The sequence below is a fragment of the Acinetobacter sp. SM34 genome (assembly GCF_022012365.1).
Taxonomy (GTDB): domain Bacteria; phylum Pseudomonadota; class Gammaproteobacteria; order Pseudomonadales; family Moraxellaceae; genus Acinetobacter.
The window spans coordinates 94,901-120,032 of sequence record NZ_JAKLTP010000011.1 but is presented as its reverse complement, the minus strand read 5'-3'; the positions used below and the strand labels follow the sequence as shown (position 1 = coordinate 120,032).

Sequence of the window (25,132 nt, the reverse complement as noted above, 5' to 3'; positions counted from 1 at the left end):
GAATGCAAATGAATTTTACCAAGCTTATTGCTAGCCTTATTTTAACTGGCTCACTGGTCGGTTGTGCAGCGGTGGTAAAATCACCGTATCAACAGCCTGCCGTGAATATTCCTGGTAGTTTCCATAACAGCAAAGCCATGAGTCAGCAAGTGCATGCCAATGTCTATGCTGATCAATGGTGGACATTGTTTGGCGATGCGCAGCTAAATCAATTGGTCAATCAGGTTTTAACCAGCAATACCGATTTGGCGGTTGCCGGGATTAACTTGCAGCAGGCACGTTTACAGGCTGGTTTGGCAAAAAACCAGCAAGGCCCACGGGTCAGTTCCAGCGTTTCGGCAGGACATAGTATTGACCTGAATTCTGATGATGATGCTTCACGCGGTCTGTCTGTAAGTGGTGGCGTAAGCTATGAACTGGACTTGTTCGGGAAATTGGCTCGACAAACTGAAGCCAGCAGATGGGAAGCCTTAGCCACCGAACAGGACTTGCAAGCTACTGCACAAAGTCTGATTGCCACTACGGCAAATTTATATTGGCAGTTGGGTTATCTGAATGAACGTTATCAAATTGCCCAGCAAAACCTGGCGAGTACGCAAAAAACCTTTGAGTTGGTTCGTACCCAATACCGTGCCGGTGCAGTTTCCGGTCTGGACTTAACTTCAGCTGAACAGTCGGTGCAAAGCCAAAGAGCGACCTTAAGCCAGATAGAACAGCAAAAAGTAGAAACCAAAACGGCTTTAGCTGTTTTGATGCAGCAACCGGTGCAACAACTCAATATTACTGAGCCGCAGCGTTTACCGCGTATTGTCTTACCGGCAATTTCAGCCGGCTTACCGGCAGACCTGTTGTCACGTCGTCCAGACTTGCAAGCCAGTGAACTACGTTTACGCAAGGCACTTGCCAATAAAGATGCCACCAAAGCCAGTTATTACCCTTCGATTAATTTGACTGGAAACCTGGGTTCTTCCAGCACATCGTTAACCAACCTGTTGCAAAACCCAGTTTTAACCCTAGGTGCAAATCTCAGCCTGCCGTTCCTGCAATATAACGACATGAAAAAAGATTTGGCGATTAGTGACCTGGATTATGAAAAAGCGATTATTCAGTATCGTCAAAGTCTATATCAGGCCTTTGCCGATGTTGAAAATGCACTATCAGCCCGTACCGAGTTAAACAAACAGGTGGCTTTGCAAGAACGCAATGTGCAGCTTGCCGAGAAAACTGAACGTTTGACTGAAGTACGCTACCGTAACGGTGCCATCGCCCTGAAAAATCTGCTCGATGCTCAGGAAACCACACGTAATGCACGTTTGTCTTTGGTTCAAACCAAACAGAGCCAATACAATGCTTATGTCACCTTGATGCAGTCTTTAGGCGGTAGCCCAATCAAGCCATTGCCTTAAGTTAAAAGTGAAATAAAAAAAGATGCCCAAGTGGCATCTTTTTTTATCAGAAAAATTCCTGCTGAACTTTTCTGTTTTAAATGTTTTAACTTTTAAAAACTAAAAGCTCGGACGGTAATATTTGTAGGTCAAACCTTTTTCATTATAAACATCATAACTTCTTTGCTTAAAGTCAGATACCCATTGCTTACCGTTAAATCCTGCAATATGTCCATACATATGCTTGCCGGTTCGATCAATAATATAAATATCACCTTCTTTCGGGGCATCGAACTTAGGATTAATTTGTCGATAACCAATGTTCATCAACGTATTTCCCCAGTCTGCCGCCGCGACGGGATGACTTTGAAATCTTGCACCGGCTGATTCCAAAGCAAGCCTGATACTTTTGGCACACTTTTTTGAACTGCTATTGGAAGAAACGCCCTGCAAGAAATCAGTAAATTTATTAATATCAATTCGCTGTCCACTTTTGGCAAGCATATTATTTTTTTGTGTTGCTTCGACAGTCTGAAATTCTTTAGATTTTTTAGAATTTCTACCCGATTGGGAACGAATTATGATGTTTGCCTGAACAGGAGCATGTACTTCACTCATGTTTACATTATGATCATAAGCCATTCTTTACCAAACACTCCTAAGCCTTCAACGACCGGCTTTTCATTCATTTCGACGGCAAGATAGTAACTCCTAAAATGTGATTTTTCATCTAATAAATGTAATCAAATATGAACAGCCCCCTTAAAATCGAGTTAAATGATTAATTTTTGTTAACTTTTATAAATACAGAAATCTATAAATTTAATTTATGCTCACTTAATCAGCAATATACTGTCTTGGGGTTTAGCGTCTTTCATCCATACATTGATATGCTTGAAGGGAGCAAATGAAAAAATGAAACATACGCTACATTTTCAATGCTTTGTTAAAATATGTTGAATTCAATTCAACATCAGCAATACATTTGGAACATTTTATAGCGATTGCGACACAGCATTTGTGATGCATGCTCAGAAAGACTGGACATAAACATTTCACTTTTTTTTATTCTGATAATTTTTAAACCCTGCTGATTCAACAGAAGCTTGATCCTTAATAACAAACTCAAAACGAGGTTATCGACTGGTTTAATGAATACCAAGATATGAAGCGTTTTTTTGAGCATTCAGATAAGCGATTTCAAAAAATGAGAGAATCACGAGATCCTTATAAGACGTTATATGAAACAGACCAAAAGTCGCTTTTTGACGCTAACCAGGAGATCGAACGGTTAAAAAAATTATTGGAACAAAGGGGTATTAGTTCAGATCAGCTTAGACATTAAGTTAAAAATAAGAAAGTGTTCCATTTTGATGAAAGTTTCGAATCTTCATTAAAAAGAAACTCCCTTCTTATTCGAAAATATTTATTTATACTGAAAATGGATAAGCAATTGCTTCATGATACTGATAACCTTCAACTTCAAAGTCATCTAATGTCACCCATGTTTCAATATCTTCAAGACTCTTAATATTAGGATTGATATGAAGTTTCGGTGCAGGATACGGTTCACGTTTTAATTGCACATCGCGCATGAGTTCTAATTGATCTTCATAAACATGTGCATTTACGATCTTATGATAAGCCTTTCCAGCCTTATGTCCGGTAATTTGAGCCATTAGAGCCAGCAAAGTAAAAACTTGAATTTGATTAAAATTTTGACCTAATGGCACATCACATGAACGCTGCGATGAAGTTAAGTAAAGCGTATCCCCCACCAAAGAAAACGTATGGGTATGCATACAAGGACGTAAACATCCCATGTGAAACTCGCCTGGATTGTAGAATGTTAGAATTTCACCTCGGTCATCAATACCATTACGCAAATCATCATAGATCTTACGAAGCTGATCAAATTCTTCTCCTGCAGAGTTACGCCAATGACGTCCTTGTACACCATATACTCGGCCCATATCATCTTCACCTTTACGATGAGGATTAGCTAACCAGACTTCATTATCGTTGGCATTGGCATTCCAGGTATTACAACCAATAGCACGAAACTGAGCTGCATTATCATACCCACGTAGATACCCTAACAACTCTGCAATAGCTGCTTTCCAATAACTTTTTCGGGTAGTCACTAAAGGAAATTCATTAGCTCCTACGTTATATTCCAAATCAGCATTAATAACGGTTAAACAACGCTTTCCAGTTCGTTCATTTTCAACCCATACACCTTCATCAACTATGCGTTGACACAAATCTAGATATTGTTTCATTCAACCACCTTAATTGCACTAACTCAAAACTGATCTGGCAGTTACCCTTTTTAGAGTGCCTACCAAGTTAATTTGAGCTAAATTTTTTCCCATCAGGCAATTTTTCTAGTGATGTGTGGCCACAACACATTTTTCCCTGATGAGGTCATTCAGTATTATAGAGTTTAAGAGCTTTATTTCACAAATCTATTGATAAGGCTTATTCAGTATACGGGGAGCAGTCCAAGCGTGTATCCCTGCTGTCTCAACAAACAATCGCTGAAGCATTACAGACAAAGGCCTATGGTAATCGAGGTTATGATAAAAGCCTTTTATTTCTTACATGTACTCGTGCTGTAGGGCGCTGAGCTATTAACTATTTTTCCCTCTTGTTAAACACGATTTTTGAAATTAGCCAATAACAATCTCTACAAATGCTAATCTAAGAAATAAATTTATTATAATCATCCTGATAACAAAAAAGGATATACCTTGTGCGCCATTCTTATCATCTTGAAAAACATTACATCGAACGTGCGGGATGGTTACGTGCAGCTGTGCTGGGGGCAAATGACGGGATTATTTCAGCAAGACATTGAACAGAATGATCTGGAGATGGAATAACGTGAACTGCAACGCTATCCTGAACATGAATTAAATGAGCTAAAAAATATTTACATACAGCGTGGATTACAACCCGCTTTAGCGCAAGAAGTCGCGCAACAACTGACTGCACACAATGCTTTAGATGCACATGCTCGTGATGAAATTGGTATTTTAGATCATACCTCTGCCCAGCCCTTTCGCGCTGCGTTTTCTTCAGCCATTGCATTTACTGTAGGCTCATTATTTCCTTTAATTTCAATTATGTTGCTGCCTGAGCAATACTTAGAGAAAGGCGTCATGCTGATTGGGGTATTAAGTCTCGGAATTATGGGTGCCTTGGCCAGTTATGCTGGCGGTGCAAGTATTTGGAGAGGTTCGATTCGGGTGATGATTTGGGGAATTATCGCCATGTTATTCAGTGCTTGGATCGGATCATTATTTAATGTTGCGGTGGCATAAGATACCTTTTTTATATGATCCAAATATTCCCACTTCTATGAGGAGTATAGATAATAAGTCTATAGCAATATTTGACCTGTCTGACATGCTTTATATCGATAAAGCATGTTGTTCTGGGTGAACAATATGCCTATTTTTTATAGTTATAGATCTAAATCATTTCATTTTTTTAAAAAGCATACTTTTTAATACATTATCTTTGAAAATAAAATGGTGGATTAATGCAGCACAAGCATGTAAACCTACGACTGTAATAAAGAAGTTACCTAAAAATTGATGTATCTGACCAATATATTTAACCTCTCTAACACTGCTCAAAAGTGGCAAATTAAAAGATAAAACTTTGAAATTATCCGTGAAACTCGATAATGCAAGCCAGCCCGCTATTGGAACGACACATAAACTTAAGTAAAGCGTAAATCTGACAATTTTAAATAATTTTATTTGATATGAATTAATTATCTCATTTTGAGGAATATTTCTTTTATAGAGAAAAACAAAACTCAATCTCACGAAAAATAGAATAAATATTGAAATTCCGCCTATAACATGAATCTGGCCCTGCAAGCCTGTTCTTGTTGGATCTCCACTCGTCAAATATACAATTACAACTAAAACAAAGGTAATCCAGTGCATTATTATCATAGGTTTAGGATAATTATTGTTCATATTTTTTCCTGAATTTTAAATATTTATATAAAACTGAACCGATGAAAAAAGAATAGATAAAATTTGTCTAGTAAAGTAATGGTAGCCCAAGTTGGCTGCATATCATCTCCCAAATTGAAGATCTTTTGTAATTTCAACATACCTCTTTTCTAGCCTATAAAGGGTACTGCTATAGTCTTAAAAAGACATTGCCAGACGCTTAGAAATTTTGGGCACGAAGATTTATTTTTAATAGGCAGCTCATAAATGTTATTTCAGACATTGGATCGGGGAAAGCCTGCAAATGCAGGCTTGGTCTTATTTTTGTACTGAACCGATATTATTAAAAAAATACACATCATAATTGCGATAATGTAAAACTTGAACATTCGCATAATGAGGGTTAAAGGAGTTGCTGCGAGCCAGCACGACAAGGGCTTCTCCAGATTTGATTTTTTGATCCAGGATGGAATCGGACCACAGGTATTGCCTACGTTCGGGTTCAAAAATCAGGCCATCCTTGAGTTGTTCTGAACTACTGTCCTGGCTGGCATTCTCCCAGTCATCCACCAAATAAACAGGTTTTTGTAGATTGAGAAGGAATGGAACATCATAAAAATAGTTGTGATAAAACACAATTGGCATATTTGCCGTAATATTTTTCTGGAAAGAAACCTGATTAGCATTATTTTGAACATCAAGAATTCTGACCCCAAGACTCACGCTCATACAGAGCATTATTGCCATACTGAACATGAGCGAAAAATAGGAAATTCGCTGTTTGAGATAATAAAAAATGAGCAGAATACTGAATATAAGAATTCCAGCTCCCAAACTATAGAGTGCGGTAATATTGACATAGAGTAGATTTTTCGGCCTTGCGGTAAAAGGTAAGCTAATAAAAGCTACACCTACAACAAGAACCAAAACAGGCGTTGCCCAGGTTTGAAAACGGTTTATTTTGTTACTGGTCAGGACTCGATCCACCATGATGGCGATGAACACCGCCAAGGGAGGCGTTGCTGGCAGAATATAACCTGCAAGTTTTGATGGAGGAATTGAAAAAAAGGTCGTCACAGAAACAAACCAGATCAGCATTAAGGTTAAAATACTTGGACCGAGTGATTGGCTGAAATCCTGTTTTGAGAATTTAAATTGTGAAACAAAGAACCAGGGTAAAAAGCTGATCAACAAGCAGAATAAATAAAATGGCCAAGGCAGCTTGTTATTAAACTGATCCGAGCTAAAGCGGCTGAATTGCTGGTCGATGAAAAAATACTGCAAAAAGGCCGGGTATTTTAAATGCATCAGATAAACCCAAGGCAGCGCAATCACACAGAAAATAATTAAACCGATAGGGTTAAGCAGAGAAGGAATTTTTTTCCATTGTTTGCTTGCGAGAACCCAGAGCAGAATAACCATTCCCGGAATTAAAATACCGATCAGTCCTTTGGTTAAAAAACCTAAGGCACACGCCACATATCCCATCCACAGAACTGACTTTTCTCCTGAAAGAGTAAAGTCGGCAAAACATAGAATAGTGATGCTGATCCAGCAAGCAAGCAACAGATCATGATTAACATACTGGCTGCTGCCGAAAAAAAGCAGGCTGGTAGCCAAGATCACTACACTAAGTTGGGCAATCCGTTCATTACAATGTTTTTTTAGAAACCAGAACAAGCCAACGAGCATCATAATCCCGGCCAGTGTAGGTACGAGGCGGAGTACCCAGACATGCACTCCAAAAATTTCCATCAACACACTGCTGATCCAGTGCAACAATGGTGGTTTATGCATAAAAGGCAGACCATTAAGACGAGGCACTAACCAGTCACCAGATTGCAGCATAACCCGGCTGATATCACCATAACGGCCTTCATCCGGAAGGGAAAAATAACGAATGCCGGCACAAGCGATCAACCAGATGCTGATGCACCACAGCATTAATTTTGATGAACGGAAAAGTGGCTTCATAGCGGAATTCCCTAAGGTTTAAATGCAAAGATCCGGTTAAGAAAAAAAGTAAATAAGGCAGTAACGATAATTGTGATAATCAGTAAAATTGAAATCGGATAAGACGTGAAATGATGCAACGCGATGAGCATCGTTTCATTAAAAACAAAGCCAGTAACTGCCACAATAATAAATTTTGGCAGCGTCTGGCGGTGTGAAATCTGGATGACATTAAAGGTAAAGATGCGGTGGCCAAAATAACTCACCCAGAATGCGCTCAAAAAACCCAATAAGTTCGCCACTGCAATGTTCATCTGTTGATGAATAAGCAGCATTGCCAAGGCATAATGGGTCAAAGCGGCCAGTAAACCAATGATTCCAAAACGCAGAAATTGAAAAAATAAGTGGGTGGATAACATAACTTAAGGCTTTATGATTTTGATTCTGTTTCAGGCACAGCCTGTCTGTTTTTTGAATGTTCAGCAGCAATAATATATTTGGGTCGGGCTTTGACCTCTGAATAAATTCGGCTGATGTATTCCCCTAAAATACCAATAAAAATCAGTTGGATTGCCCCCAAAAAGGCTAAACCAGCGGCTAGCGTTGCCCAACCAGGTACTTTGGCTCCCTCGAATAGGGTTTGTACTGTAATCCAGCAGCCATAGCTAAAAGAGAAAATACCCAGAAGGATGCCTAAATAAATGCAGATCCTTAACGGTAAGTCAGAAAAGGCCGTTAAACCTGAAATGGCAAGATTGAGCAGAGATTTAAAATTGAAACTCGACCGACCGCATTGGCGTTCTTTTTCGGTAAACAAAATGCCGATACTTTTAAAACCCACCCAGGCATAAAGGCCTTTCATATACAAATTACGTTCAGGCAAGTCACGGATGGCATGCACTACCTTGGCATCGAGCAATCTAAAATCACCAGCATTTTCCGGGATATTTAATGTAGAGCTGGCATTGAGAATTTTGTAGTAAATATGGGTGAATAATTTTTTTAGCCAGGACTCGGTTTCCCGGTTACGGATGCCATAAACCATCTCATAACCTTCTTTCCATAAGCTCAACATGGTCGGGATCACATTGATTGGATGCTGGAAATCGGCATCAATCAAGAGTGCCAGATCAGCATCAACATGATCTAGACCAGCATATAAAGCAGCTTCTTTACCAAAGTTACGGGAAAACTCTAGCACACGTAAAGGATAGTCTTTCTGCAGGCCTTGTAATACTTCAATAGTGCTATCTTTACTACCATCATCTATAACAATGATTTCAAATCGAATATTTTCTTGTTTAAGCATTGTAGATAATGCTGGAATAAAATTTTTCAGGTTTTCTGCTTCATTGTGAGCAGGAACAACGCAGCATAAAAAAGGATTAAAATTAGACATTATATCCACCAATACGACCAAGTTTTATATTGTTGTTAGTACAGTCGTGAAAAAATTGTTCTGAAGTTAAATAATTATATTCTTGTATGCGTGCATTATAAATCGAATCCGGAGTATCTGGAATTCCAATAGACGGATGACACATAATCAGTAACTGATGTTCAGCATGACTGAACCATTGCTGGCATAGATTTGGATAATGGGTAATGGAAAAATCATAGATACCGGCGAACTGTTCATTTTGGGCAAAATTTGCTTCTTGGCATAATCGTGTTAAACGCTTTGCTCCTAACATTTGCAACAACTGACTTTTGAATTGATAGGGGGCAATATTGACTGTGTGACTCAGACTACGAATCCAGCCTTTAAACCGCTGCTCTTTTAAGAAGTCAATCAAGATTTCTCGTATGACCGGAAACTGATGGACATGCTGATGGCCATCAACAAAGTGTGGTTGCTGTCCTAGGACTTCAACAAAATGATCCCATTGCTGCTGAATGCTTTTTCGGATTAATGTTTTGTCGAGCTGATGGGACCATGCACGCAGCATGAGTTGCGCAAGCGGATAACTAAAGGTTTGAGCATCAAAGACATGAGTCAAATTTAAATGTAAGCCAATATCAATCGTTGTCGCATATTGTTTTAATTTTAATGCCTCATTTGCCCACAAAGGTGATTGTGTCATACAGGAGGTTGCCTGTAAGGAACCCCGTTCAATTAACTGGAAAATTGCCTGATCAATTTGGGGATTCATAGCAAAATCATCAGCACAAAAGCAGACTGTAGGCATAAATAATGACTTCTAGGTTAGATTGTCCGAATCAAAAGAGAGGGGGTTTATCTAATTTCTTATTGGATGATTATTAAGGAATAAACTTAATTAGAGCTTAAGTGAATTAGTCTCAACTTGATATGACATTGAGGTTAAAAAAGAGAAAGTTCCCTATTGTGATAAAAGGTCATATCTCAATCAAATAAAGGTCACTTTTTAATGTTACCTATTCATAATCAAATCATTAGCATATTCAATTTAGCTGAATAACTTTTAGATGTTTCTAAATCCTATAAAGTCATGAGTGTATTTCAGGATACTTTTTCCATTATTAGAAACCGGTTGCATCTAGTAAGGTCGTGTACTCTGGAAAGAACTTAGGATTCTATTTATAGAACTACAGGATTGGTTAAGTGTGTTAGATATATCTATAATAAGCTTCTTAGAAAGCAACCGACTGTGTGTAGATTGTAGGTATAATTTAGTTTAGGCTCTTTTTAACAATGTTTTGGATAGACTAATTGTGCAAAATAAAAAATGCACATTTAGCATACGGTATTAATTGCCTATTTATCCAAGCATAATGTGTAGAAACTTGGGGGTATAAGGTTTCTAGGCGTTCCATTTAATATTGCCAGCTACGCGCTGCTCACGCATATGATTGCGCAAGTCTGCGGTTTAGGTGTGGGCGATTTTGTCTGGGCTAGAGGTGATACATATTTGTATGCTAACCACTTTGAACAGGCCAAATTGCAGCTCAGCCGTGAGCCGATGGTACTTTGCCAATTAAAGCTAAATCCTGAAATCCAAGACATCTTCGATTTTAAATTTGAATATATTAAAATTGTTGGTTACGAATCACATCCTGCAATTAAGGCACCAGTTGCGGTTTAATTTTCCTTTTTAGAGTTCCCTCTCCTCTTAGGAGAGGAGAAACACTGTTTCGCAAGGGGAGAGGTAAATTAATACCCTCATCCTCACCTTCTCCCTGAGCCATATATGGCGCAAGAGAAGGAATTAAAAATCAAAACTTTTAAATCCATCTTCCCTCCTTTACTAAAGGGGAAAATTGTAGAAAGGATTTTGGGATTATTCACAAGGATTAAATAAATGACCTTCCAGAATTTAGAAGTTGTGCATGTTGTAGCCATGGATCAGCAACGCTGCATTGGTAAAGATAATGACTTGCCGTGGCATATTTCTGCTGACCTTAAGCACTTTAAGGAAATCACTCAAGGTGGTGTGGTGGTCATGGGCCGCAAGACTTTAGAGTCTATGGGCCGCACTTTGCCGAAACGTGTTAACTGGGTCATTACCCGGGACAATGACTGGTCATTTGAAGGCGCCAAAGTTGCCCACTCGATTGAAGATGCTTTATCTCAAGCAGTAGCCGATGTCAAAGCCTCAGAAAAACCGGATGCGATCTTTGTGATTGGTGGCGGAGAAATCTTTAAACAAACCATGGATATTGCAGACCGCCTGGAACTCACCCATGTTGAACTGAATGTTCAAGGCAATGCCTACTATCCTGAAATTCCGTCTGAATTTAAAAAGGTCGCTTCAGAACAACATATTGACGACAAAACTGGGATTGCTTTTGAGTTCGCAACTTACCGAAAATAAAGGCAATAATTATAGATAACAGTCAAATATGCATAATATTGGAACAAGAGAATTCCTTCTTGCTTTGGGCATGGTGCTATTCCATACCGTGTTCAGTCTTTTCGTTATTATGTCCTCTATTTGGCTGTGTCTGGCCTTGTGGTTTCAGGAACCACTGGGCTGGTTAATGACCCGCGTATTGATTGGAATCTGGATTGCCTTTGCTTTAAGCATTCTCGGCATCTATATCAGCCAGCATTGGTTTAACCGTCAAACTGATGTCCTGATCTATGTTGTGTTTTTTCTCATCGGCTTATTCTGGTATTTTGCTCTGGAAGCCAGGCAGGATCGTGACTGGAATCCTGAAGTAGCCCAAGTGCTGACTTATCAGCAGCAGGGCGATCAAGTGACCTTACACAACGTGCGTCATTTTAACTGGCATGCTGATGGCAGTTATGATGAGCGCTGGGAAACTCGGCATTTTGATTTAAACCAGATCACCGGTGTCAATATCATTACTTCATATTGGATGGGGCCACGGATTGCCCATACCCTAGTCAGCTTTGATTTTGCCAATAGCAAACCCCTGACCTTTTCGATTGAAATTCGTAAACAAAAAAATGAAGAATTTTCCACCTATGGCGGTTTTTTTAGAAAATACGAACTCAGCCTGATTGCGGCAGATGAACAGGACCTGATCTATACCCGCAGCAATATTCGTGGCGAACACGTCTATTTCTTCCCGGTGAATATGACGAAAAGCGAAATACGTGCCCTGTTTGAAGAATATCTGCGTAAAGCCAATGAATTAAACCACCAGCCCAAATGGTATAACAGCCTGACCAGTAACTGTACCACGCTGGTGTTTGACATGATCCGGGCGATATCTAAAAGACCTTTACCCACAGATTACCGCCTGCTGGCTTCAGGCTATTTACCCAATTATCTTTATGACTTGAACGCCATTTCACATGACTTAAGCATGAAACAGTGGTACGACATTGCTTATATCAACCCTCGCGTGAGCCATTTGAAACATCTTTCCAGTAGCCAGTATTCGACCCTGATTCGTCAGGGCGTACCCAAACCAATACCGGACAAATGAGCTGAATTTAAAAAAGTAAAAATAGATAAAACATAGATTTAACCCTAGTGAAAAGACTGTTTTTTTGTTTATATAGACCATAGATTAAATCAAGAATGAGAATCCAATATGTTAAAAAAATTCTTTGCTGTAGGCATACTGGGCGCTGCAATTGCTTTGACAGCTTGTCAAACCACACCAAATGCCGCTTCTAATATTGAGGCGGCGAACTTGGTGCAACTACAAAATCGTACCTGGATTGTCACCTATATTGGCAATACTGAAATCAAGACAGTAGCAACCGCCCGTAATATTCCAAGCTTACAATTTGATGCAGCAAGCAAACGGATCAGTGGTATCGATGGTTGTAACCGTATTATGGGCAGCTATGAAGCGGGTCGAGATACCCTGGTACTCAGTCAAATAGCAGGCACCAAAATGGCCTGTCTGGACAATAACAACCTGTCTGAACAATTTAATGCAGCTTTGGCAAAAGTCGCCAACTATCAGGTTTTTGGCAAAACCCTTAAACTGCTTGATCGTCACGGCAATGTAGTACTGCAATTTACCAGCCCGGTGCAACCACGTTAAATTGTTCAAATAAAAGCCTGAAAGCTCAGGCTTTTGTGTTTAAAATGTTTAAATACATTTTAGCTTCATAGAAAGCCCCTATATTAAAAACAATAAACAAATACAGGATAAAGTTATGCAACAGGCATTATTGGGTGGTGGATGCTTCTGGTGTGTCGAAGCCATATTTTTACAGCTAAAAGGGGTGGAAAAAGTGGTCAGCGGTTACGCCGGCGGCCATACAGAACACCCAAGTTATGATGATATTTGTCGTGGCGACACCCACCATGCAGAAGTCATTTTGATTGATTATGACGAAACCCAAATCAGCTTTGCCCAGCTTTTGGATGTGTTTTTTGCCACGCATGATCCAACCACACTCAACCGTCAAGGCAATGATATTGGCACCCAATACCGTTCCGTGATTTATTATTTTAATGCTGAACAGCAACAGCAGGCAGAGCAAGCGATTGAGCATTTAAAAGCTGAAGGCCTGAATATTGTGACTGAACTCAGCCCTGCACCGAAGTTCTACCCGGCGGAAGAATATCATCAGAATTTCTTTGCCCGAAACCCTGCACAAGGCTACTGTAATTTTTCCATTCCACCGAAATTGATGAAATTACGCAGCAAGTTTCAAGACTTGCTTAAATCTGAATAAATGCTCTTTTCAGCTGCGATCAAACATAAAAAAAGCGACCCTCAAGGTCGCTTTTTTAAGACTAGACACAAATTAGTTATCACTCATAAAGGCAATATCACTGAGCCCGGCTTCGCTCGCACGTGACATCACTTGTGCAACGGTGTCATAGCGTGATTCTTTATCTGCACGAAGTTGAACAGTTGGTTTACGTTCCGCCTGCCCTGCTTCATTAAAACGGGTTTGCAGTTCTTCAAGGCTAATCACCTGATCATTCCAGGCCACTTCACCCTTGGCATTAATACTGATGGTGATGGCCTTCGGTGGCGGTTCGGTAATTTCCGCCGTGGTTTTTGGCAAGGTTAATGGAATTGATGGGTTAGCAACGGTTGCTGTCACCAGGAAGATGATCATCAATACCAACATAATATCGATCAGTGGAATGAGGTTCATCTCATTCATACCTACATCGTTGTCTTCGCCCAATTGAAAGCCCATTAAGCTTGACCTCCAACCAAATTATTTGTTGTTGCTTTAGATGCTACCTGAGCTGAACTGTCTTGTTGCAACATGGTATCAATCAACAAACTGTGTGCCTGGTCTTGTAGTTCATGTGACAAACCACGGTTCACACGGGTACAAATGTTATAAGCCAATACTGCAGGAATCGCTACCGCCAAACCCAGACCGGTCATAATCAAGGCTTCACCTACTGGTGTTGCTACTTGAGCCAAGCCTGCCTGACCGCTCTTACCTACCGCAACCAGCGCGTGAAAAATACCCCAAACCGTACCAAACAAACCCACAAACGGTGCCAGTGAAGCAATAGTACCCAGCACTGCCACGCCTTTTTCTGCATGGGCTTTTTCAGCTGAAATTTGACGCAACAAAGCCTGTTCTGCTACGGCTTTACGTTGCTCAAAATTTAAAGGCGCAAATTTTGCTTTTAACTTGCTTAAGGCCTGAGAAAGTTGAGCATAAGCCTGTTGCTTCAGTTGGCGAGTCCCCATTACACGTAAGACGAAAATGGTCCATGTCGCAATCGACATTGCCAATAACACGAAATACAGTGTTTTACTCACTGCATCAGCATGTTGCCAATAAACTGAAAAGTTCATACTCGAACTCCTAATAAATGTTAGCCGCGTGGATTCAAGGTCAATTTTAATGGCAGGTTAGCCTTGATTGGATAAGCCACGCCATTTTCTTTGTACGGTTTGAATTTGGAACTACGCACTGAGCGTAAAATCTTTTCATCTAAAGCAGGAACACCCGTCGAACTTACCATGCGCGCCGAGGTAATCACCCCTTTTTCATTCGCTTCAATATAAACCATGGCAGTACGCGTTTGACCTTCCAAATCGCTGTTGCTATAGGACGGCTTCGGCGAACGGCTCCATTCCACGCCTGAACCAATCACAACATTTTTCGGAGCTGGCGGTGCAGGTGGCGATGGTGGTGCGACTGGCGCCGGCGGTGTAACCGGTACGGGTGGTGGAGTTACCGGTGCAGGTTTCACCACTCTGGTTTCAGAAACTGTTGTTGTTACTGTAGGTTTAGGCGGTGCTTCAACCGGTTTGATCACCGGTTTTGCTGTTTCTGCCTTTTTAACCTGTTGAACCTTTTCTACCTTTTTCGGCGGTGGCGGAAGCTGTTTTTCGACAATTTTAACTTCTTTTACCGGCTTAGGCTTCGGCTGCTCTTTTTTAGGTTCAGCTTTTGGCTTAGGTGGAATAGGTTTAGGGGGTTGTTGAATTTTAACGAAGCGGACTTTTAAGGGTTCTTTTTCAATCGGCTTCAATTCTGGTGTTTTTATTTGTCCGACCGCCCACAACACACCCATGTGACCGACCACAACAGCAATAAGCGCCGTAATAATTTTCTTTTTCATCGGATTGGGAGTTTGCATATTTAGAGCGGAAGATTGACTCATTAAAATCAGTTACCTAATTTAAGCGATTGTTGATCAATTAAGACTTAAGCAATCAGGCTCATCGGTTAGTACAATTAAAAGCACGCCAATAATAAATGAGAAGTGTTTTCATTTGCAACTATTAAAATGCCAGTTTTGATGAGTTTTTTGAATCAAAAACAAAAAAGGCATGCCTAAAACATGCCTTTTAAATTGATAGTTATAACAATACTTATTGGAAAACAACGGTTTTATTGCCATCGACAATAATACGGTCTTCCAGATGCCATCTTACTGCACGAGCCAAAACATTTCGCTCCACATCTTGTCCAAGTTCACGCAACTGCTCTACGGTAAAATCGTGATTGACACGTTCTACATCCTGTTCAATGATCGGGCCCTGATCGAGGTCAGCAGTCACATAATGCGCTGTTGCACCAATCAGTTTCACCCCTTTGTCATAGGCCTGTTTATAGGGATTGGCACCGACAAAGGCTGGCAAGAATGAATGGTGGATATTGATGATTTTCATTTCCCACTTTTGCACGAATTCTTCGTCCAAAATCTGCATGTAACGCGCGAGGATCAGTAAATCGTTACCCTGCATGATTTCATCAATCTGGCTATAGGCTTCACGTTTGTTTTCTTTATTGACCGGAACAACTTCAAATGGAATGCCAAAGTTTTCTACCGCTTCACGCAAGGTGTCATGATTCGATACCACCTTGGTGATTTCGCACGGTAATCCGCCGCGCGCATGGCGCCATAACAATTCAAGCAAGGCATGATCCACTTTAGAAACCAGAATTCCGACTTTTTTCACATCACTAACCAGTGCCAAACGCCAGTGCATGTTATAGCGCTCGGCTACATTGCTGGCAAAAGTCTGGGTTAAACTTTCTTTACGGCTTTGCAAATTGTCCAGTTCAAATTCAACACGCATGAAATAACGTCCGCCCTGAGCTTCAGTCGCGTATTGATCAAGTGCGGTAATATTTGCTCCCTGATGATACAAAAAGCTCGAAACAGCTTGCACGATACCTGGTTTATCTTCACAAGTAATCAGTAAACGTGCCGTGTTAGCAGTGGACATATTCATGTTGGTTAATATCACTAATCAGTTAAATTGAAAAACAAGCCGAGTATTCTAACGCTTTTTTTAGGCTTTCTAAATAGGCTAGCCTGCATCATGTTTTTTACTGGACGATAAACTTTCAAAAAGCTCTGAAGGGCCGAGCGTTTCAAGTAAATGTTCATAAGTTTGACGGCTTTCACCACGCAGATAAGCCCCTTCCAGAAATACCATTTGACGTAATGCCTGCCACACCCATTTTTCTTCCAGATGGTTCGAATCGGTAATATGACCTGACATATACAGGAAGTTGGTCCAGTTGGTCAAAACAATCCACAAGTTAATAATCAGGGCTTCAATTTCTGAATCTGTCATTTCCATTAAGCCCGCATTCACGAAAGCTTTATAGATTTTTTGCCCCTGCTGCATCACCTGTCCGGCAAAGCGTGGATACATTTTTCTAAAATCTTCATTATTTTCAACCAAATGATAAACATCACGATGCAGAAAACGATAGGCCCAAAGCTGGCTGCTCAGCACCTGAAAATAACGAATTTTATCGTTGGCATCAAGCGCACGATCATCAGGCAGAGCCAGCATCTCCAAAGTTTCGCTTTGGTACTGCTCCATCAGCTCTTTGATAATTTCGTTTTTATTGCGAAAATGGTAATACAAATTACCCGGACTCATATTTAGTTCAGCTGCAATATGATTGGTTGTTACTGAACGCTCACCGCGCTCATTAAATAACTGTAAGCTGAGTTGCAAAATACGTTCTTTGGTTTTCACCGTTTTGGAGTGAGACATCCTAAAGTAACCATTCATTCAATAGGTTAGCGAGCTAACACATAAAGTAACTTGACTATTTAGAGCTTTTACTCTAAAAATTAAATTAATCGCTTTTTATTTAATGGTAGCAGGTCATGAACAGTCAGACAAAAACAACTTCAATGACACCACATTCGTTTAATATTCAGCACTTACACGACGTGCTAGCACAGCAAAAGCATGCCTATCTACGTTATCCCTTACCATCGGCAAAAGAACGGATTGATCGTTTAGCACGTCTAAAGCGTATCTTAGTTAAATATCAAGATCAATTTGCCGAAGCAATTAATCAAGACTATGGTAACCGTTCTATTAGCGAAACCAAAATCGGTGAATTACTCACCTGTCTTGAACAGATTAAGTATTATAGCAAGCATTTGACCAATTGGATGAAACCATCGAAACGTCATGTTGGAATTATCCATCAGCCGGCAAAAGCCTGGGTTCAATATCAACCTTTGGGTGTAGTCGGTATTATTGCCCCATGGAACTATCCTTTATTGTTGTCGGTTGGTCCATTAATTTGTGCAATTGCGGCCGGCAACCATGCCATGATCAAGATCTCCAGTGCTTCCAGCCATTTTGGCCGTGCGCTGGAAAAAGCATTAGGCGAAGCATTTCCAACTGAACTTGTGGCTGTTATCAATGGGGGCGGCCCAGTTTCCGATGCGTTTAGCCATTTAGCCTTCGATAAAATTATTTTTACCGGTTCAACCGAAATTGGTAAAACGGTCATGGCAGCAGCTTCAGAAAACTTGGTACCTGTGATTCTAGAGCTGGGTGGAAAATCACCGGTACTGGTTCATCCTTCTATTGATTTAGAAGATGTGGCACAGCGCCTGGCTGCGGGTAAACTCTGGAATTCAGGTCAGACCTGTGTGGCTCCTGACTATATGTTTCTGCCTAAAGGAAGAACTGCCGAATTTATTGACCACTTTAAAGCCTGCGTAGAAGAGATGTATCCAAGTATTCAATACAATCAGGATTACACTTCCATTATTAATGACAAACAATACAACCGCCTGCAAGGTTATCTGGAAGATGCACGCACGCAAGGCGCTAAAATTATTGAGTTAAATCCGGCACATGAAGATTTAAGCAAAGTTCGGAAAATTGCACCGACTCTAGTGACTGGCGTTACGACTGAAATGCGCATTATGAAGGAAGAGATCTTTGGCCCAATCCTTCCTATTCTAGAATATGATCAAATTGACGATGTTATTGACTTTATTAATAGCCGTCCTCGTCCTCTTGCATTATACTATTTCGACTTTGATCAAGCTCGTGCCGACTATGTCGCACAGCATACTCATTCAGGGCATTTCGGGCAGAATATGGTGTTGACCCATGTAGCACAGGATGACTTACCTTTTGGTGGAGTCGGTGCTTCAGGAATGGGCAAATATCATGGTCCAGAAGGTTTCTTCAGTTTGTCGCATGAACGGTCAGTGATGTCTAATCCAAAGCTGTATAGCTTAAAATTCATTCTCCCACCGTTTAATAAGCCGATTCACAAACTGATTTCCAAGACCCTTCTTCGATAACTGATCAAGGCATGATCTATCACACCTGATCATGCCACGTTTTTCTTAAATTCGCTTGTCTTTTAAGCGTATTTTTGGTATAAAACGCCCCTTGAATGATTTCATCCGTTTACTTTTAATGACTAGCCGCACAATCGGTGCTGTCTAGCAATGGAGTTCACCATGTCTAAGGTTTGCCAAGTTACCGGCAAGCGTCCAGTCGTTGGCAACAACGTCTCGCACGCCAATAACAAAACCAAACGCCGGTTCGAGCCGAACCTGCATCACCACCGTTTCTGGTTAGAAAGCGAAAAACGTTTCGTACGTCTTCGTTTAACCACAAAAGGTATGCGTATTATCGACAAATTGGGCATTGAAAAGGTTGTTGCTGATCTTCGTGCTCAAGGTCAAAAGATCTAAGGAGTCAGTACAATGCGTGATAAAATTCGTCTAGTTTCTTCAGCTGGTACAGGTTATTTCTATACTACGACTAAGAACAAACGTACTATGCCGGAAAAAATGGAAATCAAAAAATTTGATCCAAAAATCCGTCAACACGTAATCTTCAAAGAAGCTAAAATTAAATAATTTTGACTTCTTAAAAAAAGCGGCCCTCTGGGTCGTTTTTTTTTGCATTTTTTTTATTCGGCTTGTTACACTTCTAGGCATTCTTTTTTGGCATTTTTTGTGCTTATTCTTTTTTACCCTTAACTTTGGCTCAAGCTTAAGGAGTTTTTAGTGCCTCATGACGTAGATCTCATCATATTATTAGCCGTTGGCTTTGGACTGGCGCTTATTTTTGGCTATATTGCTGCACGTATTCGTCTTCCTCCCCTGATTGGCTATTTAGTTGCGGGTATTGTGATTAGCCCGAATACGCCAGGTATTGTGGGCGATATTCACCTTGCCAACCAGCTGGCTGAACTTGGGGTCATGTTCCTGATGTTTGGTGTCGGGATGCACTTTTCCCTAAGCGACCTGATGCAGGTACGGCGTATTGCCTTACCAGGTGCAGTGCTGCAAATTGCAGTAGCCACCTTACTGGGCATAGGCGTTTCCATGATATGGGGCTGGAACTTTGGCTCGGCACTGGTTTTTGGTCTAAGCCTGTCCTGTGCCAGTACGGTAGTCCTACTTAAAGCCTTGGGAGACCGGGGTCTGATCAACTCTGTGAATGGTAAAATTGCCGTAGGCTGGTTATTGGTTGAAGATCTAGTCATGGTACTAGCCTTGGTACTGCTTCCGGCTACAGCCGTTTTACTGGGGGGAACAGCAATTGCCGGCTCAGACCCCAATGCCAATATCTGGATGACTTTAGCTGTCACGTTATTAAAAGTGGCGGGCTTTATTGCCTTTATGCTGATTGTTGGCAAACGTCTGGTGCCATGGATTATGCAGGTCGTGGCACGCTTGGGATCACGTGAGCTGTTTACCCTAACCGTAGTGGCAGCTGCAGTCTCCATTGCCTTTGGTGCCTATAAAATATTTGGGGTTTCCATGGCACTGGGGGCATTCTTTGCCGGGATGGTGGTGAAAGAATCCGATTTCAGCCACCGAGCAGAAGAAGAAACCTTACCTTTACGTGAAATTTTCTCCATCTTATTCTTTGTGTCAGTGGGAATGCTTTTTGATCCGATGATTTTAGTGCAGCAACCGTGGCATGTGCTTGCCGTGGTGGCCATTATTATGATTGGCAAGACCATCGCGGCAATGGCACTAGTACTGTTCTTCCGTTATCCAATTAATACCGCTTTAACAGTCGGTGCAAGCCTTGCACAAATTGGTGAGTTTTCCTTTATTTTGGCAACCTTAGGAGTTTCACTACATCTATTGTCTTTAGAGGGACAAAATCTGATTTTAGCTGGTGCACTCATCTCGATTACGCTTAATTCATTCATCTTCTCTGCCATTGAACCGGTACAAAACTGGATTCGTGAACGCTCGCATTTGGCGCGCCTGCTTGAACGTAGTGGTGACCCGCTGTCCATGTTGCCCGATGAGGTTTCTCAAGAGTACTTACGTGACCAAGTGGTGATTGTCGGTCATGGTGAAGTCGGTCGTCGCATTACCAAAGCTTTAATGAAGCAAGATATTAAAGTGGTGATTGCCGAAGAAAATCGTGAGATCGTTGAAAGTTTACGTGCCAAAGGCATTGCCGCTGTATCTGGTCATGCGACCGAAGCCGGTGTACTCATTCAGGCGCATATACAACATGCGCGCCTTCTGGTGCTTTCTCCAATGGATATTTTGGATATTCATAAAATTGTCGACATTGCCAAAACATTGAATCCACAGATTCAGGTGTTGGTTTGTGCCGAAAGCAAGGAGGAAGCTGAAGTGATTCGTCGTGAAAATATTGGTGAAGTTTATTTTGCCAAAGAAGAAATGGCGAAAAATATGACCAATCATATTTTAAATCAAATCCAGCTGGCTCATCATCAGGCGCCCACCCACTAACTGATGTGTGAATGAACCGCCCATAAAAAAGCGCACATCGGTGCGCTTTTTTACATTTACAGAGAGTTAACTCATATACAGGGGTTGTTCATCAACAATTTCGGCCTGCCATTCGTTGACCTGCTTTTCCATCATTGCAAACAAGGCAGCTTGCACCATATGCTGGGCAATCACTGGCGTTTGATCACCAAGTAACGCTTTGACTTCATCATTAAACTGAATTTTGACCAGTGGTTCTTTTTCAGAGCCTGCATTTCGCAATGCCAACTCACCACCTTCAAGTTGAACAAGTTCTAAAATCGCTTCTTGATTACCAAATAATTCTTTCAAATGTTCTATAGACATATATCCTCCATGTTCAACATGGTGGCAAAGGGCTGTTGCGCTTTGCATTGCTTAGACTATTTATATAAGGTCGATGACAGAAACTTCAAGAGTACCGGTGCTAAAGTTTAAAATTCAACCATCTCATTACGAAACCCGTCAATTAACTGGGTCAGGTCACGATGCCATTCACGAAGAATCTTGGTATCCGGCAGCCAGGCTTGAGGCGTTTGAGTCACTTTAATAATCAGGTTGGAAGATGTTTCATCTTCAGGTTCTGGAGCACTCGGTTCCGGTGCATATTGACACATACGGTAGGCACGTTTTAGCTCGGCAATAAAACCCTGTTTCGCCAACTGCTGCATCATAGTCACTTCAGGCGAAATCTGCCCTTTTTCTGCCATATGTTCTTCAATCGATTTCAAGGTCGGAGCAAAGTCATTTAACCGATAATAACGAACCAGTTCCTGCAAAAATGCCAATACTGCACCATGCAAATGAAATACCGCCGCTTCACGATGTGCCTGAGCTTGCTGAATATGGTCGGTTTGTTCCGCTTGTTGACATGCAAGACGTGCAAAATACAGTTTCTGATTGGTACGATCGGCATGAAAGCGAGCAACACGAGACATGGTGATTTCCTAAGTTTTGGCGTGATTACACCGTTAAGATTAAACGGTCTTTCAGAGAAATTACAATAAAAATTATGCATGATCCATTTCAATGAAATAGATTTTGCGCTTTTCCTGCACTGCAATGGGCGGATCAATAGGACGCACATTGCTGATCTCCCAGGCCCAATATCCCGCTGCCTAGTATGTAGCGCTCGCCGCTTCAACTTCATCTTTAGGCTAGGGAAGAACGGCTTTAATATCTACAATTGCCACAGCCATGCCTGCTTCTTCATCCCCTGCTTTGCTCAGGTAGTTTTTATTTTCCACAATCACCAAATCTTTTAAGGGTAACTGTTCAGGTTGCCATGAGCGTATTTCCAGTCGCTTTTGCCCTTGAGCAATGCGCTGTCCAGCCGGTATAACGATTGAAAGTGCAGCAAAATTCCGTTGCATTTTTTATCCATAAAAAAAGGAGCATCGCTCCTTTTATTGTTTATTCTGCTGCTGGCTTGTCTTCAGCCTGTTTGACACGAATACCCTGTCCATGCAAACGTAAAGTATTTAAGCCCTTAATCGCTTTGACTGCTTCACGACCATGCGGCATTTCTACAAAAGCAAAACCTTTTGATTTACCGGTTGCAGCATCTAAAACCAAAGTGCATGACTCTACTGTGCCGTATTGCTTGAACAACTCAAGTAATTCAGCTTCTGTCACTGTACGTTCTAAATTACGGACTAAAATTTTCATCTGATGACCTTTAAATAGGCTAAAAAAACCAAAAAGCACTCGCCTACTTACTTTTTGCACTTCAATATATCGGGATAGTTTAATCGAGATCGATACCAAAATCTAAATTAATCGATTGCCGTTCAATTAAGGCACTTTTCACGGTTTGCTGACGCTGTTTGTAATGGGTTTCAGTGGTACAGAGGTTGCGGGTTAAATCATTGAAGAAATAACTTTCAATTTTTCGTCCCTGTTCATCCACCTGATCCCACGCCCACAGATTCAGATTCTGCTTGGTTAAAATCAGTTCATTTTTGGCACGGGTTAAAGCCACATATAACACACGGCGCTCTTCTTCCACTTCGTCAAAATTGCCTTGCGCCCGGGCATGCGGATACTGTCCGGCAGAAACATTCGCCACATAGCAAATCTTCTGTTCAGTACCCTTGGCCGAGTGAATGGTAATCAGGGTGACCACATCATCTTCAGACTGGCGTTCAATTTCACTGATCGATACCGGATCGAGCACATATTCTTCTAGAAACTCACTCAGCTGATCCTGTTTGGTGGCCAGCTGTTTGACCAGATCAAAATCACCCATGCGTTTCGACCAGTCTTTCTTGGCGTAATTTTCTTCCAGCTGCTCCAGCAGGGCTTCTATACCCAAAGTCACACAGGCCTGCACCTGATCTTTTAACACAGTCATCTGCTTCATGATTAGCAGTGTTTTTTCGGGAATCCGGCCAAATTTTTCCAGTTTCTCGAAAATCAGATCCTGATCGGGCTGCTGCAATAACTGCTGTGCCAGCTTGCTTGCCCCGACATCACCCACGCCATTCCATAAAGTCAGGAAACGCATCCAGGCAATATCATCCAGAGGATTGGCAATCACCCGCAACAAACTGAGCAGATCTTTAACATGCGCAGTTTCCAGAAGCTTCATGCCGCCAATAAAACGGTACGGTACATTGGCCTGAATAAATGCCGCTTCGATGTGACGTGCGGCAAAACTGGAACGAACTAGCACCATATGATCATGCCATGGCGTGCCTTCCAGAAAATGCCGTTCTTTGATATCGATGGCAATCCACTTGGCTTCATCAAACTCGTTCGGGAAAATATGCAGTTTGGGTTTAATGCCCTCTCCACGATGCGCATCCAGACGTTTGTCATACTGAATTGGGCTTTGATCCAGCAGCCAATTCGACAAGTCCAGAATTTCCTGAGTAGAACGATAATTCTGTTCCAGTTTAAAAATTTTCGCGTCTGGCACCCGTTCCTTGAAATGATGGATATTTTCAAAGTCTGCGCCACGGAAACCGTAAATGGACTGGGCATCATCTCCCACACAGAACAGACTGACTTTATCTTTTAAAGGTTCCAGCAAAGCCCATTGCAAGGGATTGGTATCCTGCATTTCATCGACCAGCATATGCTGGCAAATCGAGGCCACATAATCGGTGAGCCCCTCTGACTGCGCCAGTGCAGAAGCCACTACCGCCAAGATATCATCATAATCCAGAAAGCTGCGTGCACGTTTTCGCGCCTCGTACTCTTTCATGATTTCAGCGATTTGATCCTTATATTCCAGAAATTCCGGATGCTGTTTTTCTAAAGAAATGCTGAGTTTTTGTCGAGTATTGCGGGCAAAGGAATACAGGTCACACAGCTGCTGCGGCTTGGGCAGTGCATTTGGATTTTTCTTGTCATCCTTGCCACGAATTAAACGGAACATCATCAGCTGATCATCACGGTCGATAATCGAAAACTGTTCCAGACCAAAAGCTTTGGGAATACGGCGCAGCAAATACATGCAAAAAGTATGAAAAGTGGATGCGCGTAAACCTTTGGCCTGCTCACCCAAAGCTAATTCGACCCGTGCCACAATTTCACTGGCGGAACGACGGGTAAAGGTCAGAATCTGAATCTGATTCGCTGGAACGCCCTGATCGATCAGATAGGCTGCCCGAGCCACAATGGTTTTGGTTTTGCCACAACCTGCCCCTGCAAGTACCAGACTGTGCTTTGATTCAGTCGTGGCAGCCTGTTTTTGTTGCGGGTTTAATTCATTGATCAGGGTGGCTAAACTCATGGTGTCTCATCGTGCTAGGTAGACGAATAGTTTAACAGAGCTGGCCATAAATCTGAGATTGATCTACTTAAAAATTGAATCTATCCCTATATTCTGCCATCCGGAAAGGCGACATCCATGTCGCCTGTTGAACTGTGAAACATGGATGTTGAATCAGTTCAACAAAGGATTTTTGTTACTTTTCATCCTTGAAAAGTAACAAAA

The 25,132-nt window shown here is 41.4% G+C and carries 25 protein-coding genes and 3 pseudogenes; 11 read left to right on the top strand and 17 right to left on the bottom strand.

Features of this window, described 5'->3' with window-relative positions:
* Nucleotides 1-2 precede the first annotated feature (2 nt).
* Complete coding sequence (locus LZZ98_RS10760) at nucleotides 3-1,406, top strand: efflux transporter outer membrane subunit (protein ID WP_237787843.1); 1,404 nt, start codon at nucleotides 3-5, stop codon at nucleotides 1,404-1,406.
* 99 nt (nucleotides 1,407-1,505) lie between these two features.
* Here the strand turns inward: LZZ98_RS10760 and LZZ98_RS10755 are convergent, their stop codons facing one another.
* Both LZZ98_RS10755 and LZZ98_RS10750 read right to left on the bottom strand, forming a co-directional pair.
* Entirely contained in the window at nucleotides 1,506-2,027 is a 522-nt protein-coding gene (locus tag LZZ98_RS10755; protein WP_086173965.1) for a CHAP domain-containing protein, read from the bottom strand.
* Nucleotides 2,028-2,815: 788 nt separating this feature from the next.
* Nucleotides 2,816-3,667, bottom strand: a complete 852-nt coding sequence (locus LZZ98_RS10750) for a thymidylate synthase (RefSeq protein ID WP_237787842.1) — start codon at nucleotides 3,665-3,667, stop codon at nucleotides 2,816-2,818.
* A 473-nt stretch (nucleotides 3,668-4,140) separates the two neighbouring features.
* Between LZZ98_RS10750 and LZZ98_RS10745 the strand changes: the two are divergent.
* Nucleotides 4,141-4,711 (top strand): annotated as a pseudogene (locus tag LZZ98_RS10745) (VIT1/CCC1 transporter family protein).
* Between the two features lie 156 nt (nucleotides 4,712-4,867).
* Here LZZ98_RS10745 and LZZ98_RS10740 read toward each other — a convergent pair.
* From LZZ98_RS10740 to LZZ98_RS10720, 5 genes are all read right to left on the bottom strand, one after another.
* Nucleotides 4,868-5,380, bottom strand: coding sequence for a cytochrome b (locus tag LZZ98_RS10740; RefSeq protein ID WP_237787841.1), 513 nt, complete (start codon nucleotides 5,378-5,380; stop codon nucleotides 4,868-4,870).
* A 297-nt stretch (nucleotides 5,381-5,677) separates the two neighbouring features.
* The gene (locus LZZ98_RS10735) at nucleotides 5,678-7,333 is read right to left on the bottom strand and encodes an ArnT family glycosyltransferase (RefSeq protein ID WP_237787840.1); all 1,656 of its coding nucleotides are present in this window, start codon (nucleotides 7,331-7,333) and stop codon (nucleotides 5,678-5,680) included.
* 11 nt (nucleotides 7,334-7,344) lie between these two features.
* Complete coding sequence (locus LZZ98_RS10730) at nucleotides 7,345-7,731, bottom strand: GtrA family protein (RefSeq protein WP_237787839.1); 387 nt, start codon at nucleotides 7,729-7,731, stop codon at nucleotides 7,345-7,347.
* Between the two features lie 11 nt (nucleotides 7,732-7,742).
* Nucleotides 7,743-8,711, bottom strand: a complete 969-nt coding sequence (locus LZZ98_RS10725) for a glycosyltransferase family 2 protein (protein ID WP_237787838.1) — start codon at nucleotides 8,709-8,711, stop codon at nucleotides 7,743-7,745.
* Nucleotides 8,704-9,501 (bottom strand): ChbG/HpnK family deacetylase, encoded by a 798-nt coding sequence (locus LZZ98_RS10720; RefSeq protein ID WP_237787837.1) that lies wholly within the window; start codon nucleotides 9,499-9,501, stop codon nucleotides 8,704-8,706. The genes LZZ98_RS10725 and LZZ98_RS10720 overlap by 8 nt, the downstream gene beginning before the upstream one ends.
* Nucleotides 9,502-10,092: 591 nt before the next feature.
* Between LZZ98_RS10720 and thyA the strand changes: the two are divergent.
* From thyA to msrA, 5 genes and pseudogenes are all read left to right on the top strand, one after another.
* Nucleotides 10,093-10,377 (top strand): annotated as a pseudogene (gene thyA, locus LZZ98_RS10715) (thymidylate synthase); the annotation flags it as partial.
* Nucleotides 10,378-10,593: 216 nt separating this feature from the next.
* Nucleotides 10,594-11,106 carry a dihydrofolate reductase gene (locus tag LZZ98_RS10710; protein WP_237787836.1) on the top strand — a complete coding sequence of 171 codons (513 nt, stop codon included), beginning with the start codon at nucleotides 10,594-10,596 and terminating at the stop codon, nucleotides 11,104-11,106.
* A gap of 28 nt (nucleotides 11,107-11,134) precedes the next feature.
* Nucleotides 11,135-12,190: an Lnb N-terminal periplasmic domain-containing protein gene (locus tag LZZ98_RS10705; RefSeq protein WP_237787835.1), complete on the top strand. Its 1,056-nt coding sequence runs from the start codon at nucleotides 11,135-11,137 to the stop codon at nucleotides 12,188-12,190.
* Nucleotides 12,191-12,298: 108 nt separating this feature from the next.
* Complete coding sequence (locus tag LZZ98_RS10700; protein ID WP_237787834.1) at nucleotides 12,299-12,760, top strand: META domain-containing protein; 462 nt, start codon at nucleotides 12,299-12,301, stop codon at nucleotides 12,758-12,760.
* Nucleotides 12,761-12,875: 115 nt separating this feature from the next.
* Nucleotides 12,876-13,400: a peptide-methionine (S)-S-oxide reductase MsrA gene (msrA, locus tag LZZ98_RS10695; RefSeq protein WP_086173976.1), complete on the top strand. Its 525-nt coding sequence runs from the start codon at nucleotides 12,876-12,878 to the stop codon at nucleotides 13,398-13,400.
* A gap of 72 nt (nucleotides 13,401-13,472) precedes the next feature.
* Here the strand turns inward: msrA and LZZ98_RS10690 are convergent, their stop codons facing one another.
* The 5 genes from LZZ98_RS10690 to LZZ98_RS10670 form a co-directional block, all read right to left on the bottom strand.
* The gene (locus LZZ98_RS10690) at nucleotides 13,473-13,877 is read right to left on the bottom strand and encodes an ExbD/TolR family protein (RefSeq protein WP_086173977.1); all 405 of its coding nucleotides are present in this window, start codon (nucleotides 13,875-13,877) and stop codon (nucleotides 13,473-13,475) included.
* The gene (locus LZZ98_RS10685) at nucleotides 13,877-14,497 is read right to left on the bottom strand and encodes a MotA/TolQ/ExbB proton channel family protein (RefSeq protein ID WP_237787833.1); all 621 of its coding nucleotides are present in this window, start codon (nucleotides 14,495-14,497) and stop codon (nucleotides 13,877-13,879) included. The genes LZZ98_RS10690 and LZZ98_RS10685 overlap by 1 nt, the downstream gene beginning before the upstream one ends.
* Nucleotides 14,498-14,517: 20 nt before the next feature.
* Nucleotides 14,518-15,312 (bottom strand): energy transducer TonB, encoded by a 795-nt coding sequence (locus LZZ98_RS10680; RefSeq protein WP_237787832.1) that lies wholly within the window; start codon nucleotides 15,310-15,312, stop codon nucleotides 14,518-14,520.
* A 211-nt stretch (nucleotides 15,313-15,523) separates the two neighbouring features.
* Nucleotides 15,524-16,390: a formyltetrahydrofolate deformylase gene (gene purU, locus LZZ98_RS10675; RefSeq protein ID WP_237787831.1), complete on the bottom strand. Its 867-nt coding sequence runs from the start codon at nucleotides 16,388-16,390 to the stop codon at nucleotides 15,524-15,526.
* Between the two features lie 78 nt (nucleotides 16,391-16,468).
* Complete coding sequence (locus LZZ98_RS10670; RefSeq protein WP_237787830.1) at nucleotides 16,469-17,170, bottom strand: TetR/AcrR family transcriptional regulator; 702 nt, start codon at nucleotides 17,168-17,170, stop codon at nucleotides 16,469-16,471.
* A gap of 116 nt (nucleotides 17,171-17,286) precedes the next feature.
* On the opposite strand from LZZ98_RS10670, the gene LZZ98_RS10665 reads away from it, so the two are divergent.
* The 4 genes from LZZ98_RS10665 to LZZ98_RS10650 all read left to right on the top strand — a co-directional run bounded on the left by LZZ98_RS10665 (nucleotide 17,287) and on the right by LZZ98_RS10650 (nucleotide 21,171).
* On the top strand, nucleotides 17,287-18,735 hold the full coding sequence (locus LZZ98_RS10665; RefSeq protein ID WP_237787829.1) for a coniferyl aldehyde dehydrogenase: 1,449 nt from the start codon (nucleotides 17,287-17,289) through the stop codon (nucleotides 18,733-18,735).
* Between the two features lie 162 nt (nucleotides 18,736-18,897).
* The gene (gene rpmB / locus LZZ98_RS10660; protein WP_000048256.1) at nucleotides 18,898-19,134 is read left to right on the top strand and encodes a 50S ribosomal protein L28; all 237 of its coding nucleotides are present in this window, start codon (nucleotides 18,898-18,900) and stop codon (nucleotides 19,132-19,134) included.
* A 12-nt stretch (nucleotides 19,135-19,146) separates the two neighbouring features.
* The gene (gene rpmG / locus LZZ98_RS10655) at nucleotides 19,147-19,302 is read left to right on the top strand and encodes a 50S ribosomal protein L33 (protein ID WP_001205031.1); all 156 of its coding nucleotides are present in this window, start codon (nucleotides 19,147-19,149) and stop codon (nucleotides 19,300-19,302) included.
* Nucleotides 19,303-19,452: 150 nt separating this feature from the next.
* Entirely contained in the window at nucleotides 19,453-21,171 is a 1,719-nt protein-coding gene (locus tag LZZ98_RS10650; protein ID WP_237787828.1) for a cation:proton antiporter, read from the top strand.
* A gap of 66 nt (nucleotides 21,172-21,237) precedes the next feature.
* Here the strand turns inward: LZZ98_RS10650 and LZZ98_RS10645 are convergent, their stop codons facing one another.
* The 5 genes and pseudogenes from LZZ98_RS10645 to LZZ98_RS10625 form a co-directional block, all read right to left on the bottom strand.
* Nucleotides 21,238-21,516 carry a hypothetical protein gene (locus LZZ98_RS10645; RefSeq protein ID WP_237787827.1) on the bottom strand — a complete coding sequence of 93 codons (279 nt, stop codon included), beginning with the start codon at nucleotides 21,514-21,516 and terminating at the stop codon, nucleotides 21,238-21,240.
* A gap of 107 nt (nucleotides 21,517-21,623) precedes the next feature.
* A complete protein-coding gene (locus LZZ98_RS10640) occupies nucleotides 21,624-22,127 on the bottom strand; it encodes a DUF6586 family protein (protein ID WP_237787826.1) in 504 nt (167 codons plus the stop codon).
* A 72-nt stretch (nucleotides 22,128-22,199) separates the two neighbouring features.
* Nucleotides 22,200-22,562 (bottom strand): annotated as a pseudogene (locus LZZ98_RS10635) (ASCH domain-containing protein).
* 40 nt (nucleotides 22,563-22,602) lie between these two features.
* On the bottom strand, nucleotides 22,603-22,857 hold the full coding sequence (locus tag LZZ98_RS10630) for an RNA recognition motif domain-containing protein (RefSeq protein WP_166169179.1): 255 nt from the start codon (nucleotides 22,855-22,857) through the stop codon (nucleotides 22,603-22,605).
* Nucleotides 22,858-22,936: 79 nt separating this feature from the next.
* The gene (locus LZZ98_RS10625; protein WP_237787825.1) at nucleotides 22,937-24,928 is read right to left on the bottom strand and encodes an ATP-dependent helicase; all 1,992 of its coding nucleotides are present in this window, start codon (nucleotides 24,926-24,928) and stop codon (nucleotides 22,937-22,939) included.
* Nucleotides 24,929-25,132: the final 204 nt, after the last annotated feature.

What these genes read in the sequence shown, in the direction of transcription:
- LZZ98_RS10690 (WP_086173977.1), bottom strand. Translation starts at nt 13,877, where the DNA reads ATGGGCTTTCAATTGGGCGAAGACAACGATGTAGGTATGAATGAGATG.
- LZZ98_RS10750 (WP_237787842.1), bottom strand. Translation starts at nt 3,667, where the DNA reads ATGAAACAATATCTAGATTTGTGTCAACGCATAGTTGATGAAGGTGTA.
- LZZ98_RS10725 (WP_237787838.1), bottom strand. Translation starts at nt 8,711, where the DNA reads ATGTCTAATTTTAATCCTTTTTTATGCTGCGTTGTTCCTGCTCACAAT.
- LZZ98_RS10630 (WP_166169179.1), bottom strand. Translation starts at nt 22,857, where the DNA reads ATGAAAATTTTAGTCCGTAATTTAGAACGTACAGTGACAGAAGCTGAA.
- rpmB (WP_000048256.1), top strand. Translation starts at nt 18,898, where the DNA reads ATGTCTAAGGTTTGCCAAGTTACCGGCAAGCGTCCAGTCGTTGGCAAC.
- LZZ98_RS10645 (WP_237787827.1), bottom strand. Translation starts at nt 21,516, where the DNA reads ATGTCTATAGAACATTTGAAAGAATTATTTGGTAATCAAGAAGCGATT.
- LZZ98_RS10625 (WP_237787825.1), bottom strand. Translation starts at nt 24,928, where the DNA reads ATGAGTTTAGCCACCCTGATCAATGAATTAAACCCGCAACAAAAACAG.
- LZZ98_RS10705 (WP_237787835.1), top strand. Translation starts at nt 11,135, where the DNA reads ATGCATAATATTGGAACAAGAGAATTCCTTCTTGCTTTGGGCATGGTG.
- LZZ98_RS10670 (WP_237787830.1), bottom strand. Translation starts at nt 17,170, where the DNA reads ATGTCTCACTCCAAAACGGTGAAAACCAAAGAACGTATTTTGCAACTC.
- LZZ98_RS10740 (WP_237787841.1), bottom strand. Translation starts at nt 5,380, where the DNA reads ATGAACAATAATTATCCTAAACCTATGATAATAATGCACTGGATTACC.
- LZZ98_RS10760 (WP_237787843.1), top strand. Translation starts at nt 3, where the DNA reads ATGCAAATGAATTTTACCAAGCTTATTGCTAGCCTTATTTTAACTGGC.
- LZZ98_RS10755 (WP_086173965.1), bottom strand. Translation starts at nt 2,027, where the DNA reads ATGGCTTATGATCATAATGTAAACATGAGTGAAGTACATGCTCCTGTT.
- LZZ98_RS10730 (WP_237787839.1), bottom strand. Translation starts at nt 7,731, where the DNA reads ATGTTATCCACCCACTTATTTTTTCAATTTCTGCGTTTTGGAATCATT.
- rpmG (WP_001205031.1), top strand. Translation starts at nt 19,147, where the DNA reads ATGCGTGATAAAATTCGTCTAGTTTCTTCAGCTGGTACAGGTTATTTC.
- LZZ98_RS10700 (WP_237787834.1), top strand. Translation starts at nt 12,299, where the DNA reads ATGTTAAAAAAATTCTTTGCTGTAGGCATACTGGGCGCTGCAATTGCT.
- LZZ98_RS10735 (WP_237787840.1), bottom strand. Translation starts at nt 7,333, where the DNA reads ATGAAGCCACTTTTCCGTTCATCAAAATTAATGCTGTGGTGCATCAGC.
- purU (WP_237787831.1), bottom strand. Translation starts at nt 16,390, where the DNA reads ATGAATATGTCCACTGCTAACACGGCACGTTTACTGATTACTTGTGAA.
- LZZ98_RS10665 (WP_237787829.1), top strand. Translation starts at nt 17,287, where the DNA reads ATGAACAGTCAGACAAAAACAACTTCAATGACACCACATTCGTTTAAT.
- LZZ98_RS10710 (WP_237787836.1), top strand. Translation starts at nt 10,594, where the DNA reads ATGACCTTCCAGAATTTAGAAGTTGTGCATGTTGTAGCCATGGATCAG.
- LZZ98_RS10685 (WP_237787833.1), bottom strand. Translation starts at nt 14,497, where the DNA reads ATGAACTTTTCAGTTTATTGGCAACATGCTGATGCAGTGAGTAAAACA.
- LZZ98_RS10720 (WP_237787837.1), bottom strand. Translation starts at nt 9,501, where the DNA reads ATGCCTACAGTCTGCTTTTGTGCTGATGATTTTGCTATGAATCCCCAA.
- msrA (WP_086173976.1), top strand. Translation starts at nt 12,876, where the DNA reads ATGCAACAGGCATTATTGGGTGGTGGATGCTTCTGGTGTGTCGAAGCC.
- LZZ98_RS10640 (WP_237787826.1), bottom strand. Translation starts at nt 22,127, where the DNA reads ATGTCTCGTGTTGCTCGCTTTCATGCCGATCGTACCAATCAGAAACTG.
- LZZ98_RS10680 (WP_237787832.1), bottom strand. Translation starts at nt 15,312, where the DNA reads ATGAGTCAATCTTCCGCTCTAAATATGCAAACTCCCAATCCGATGAAA.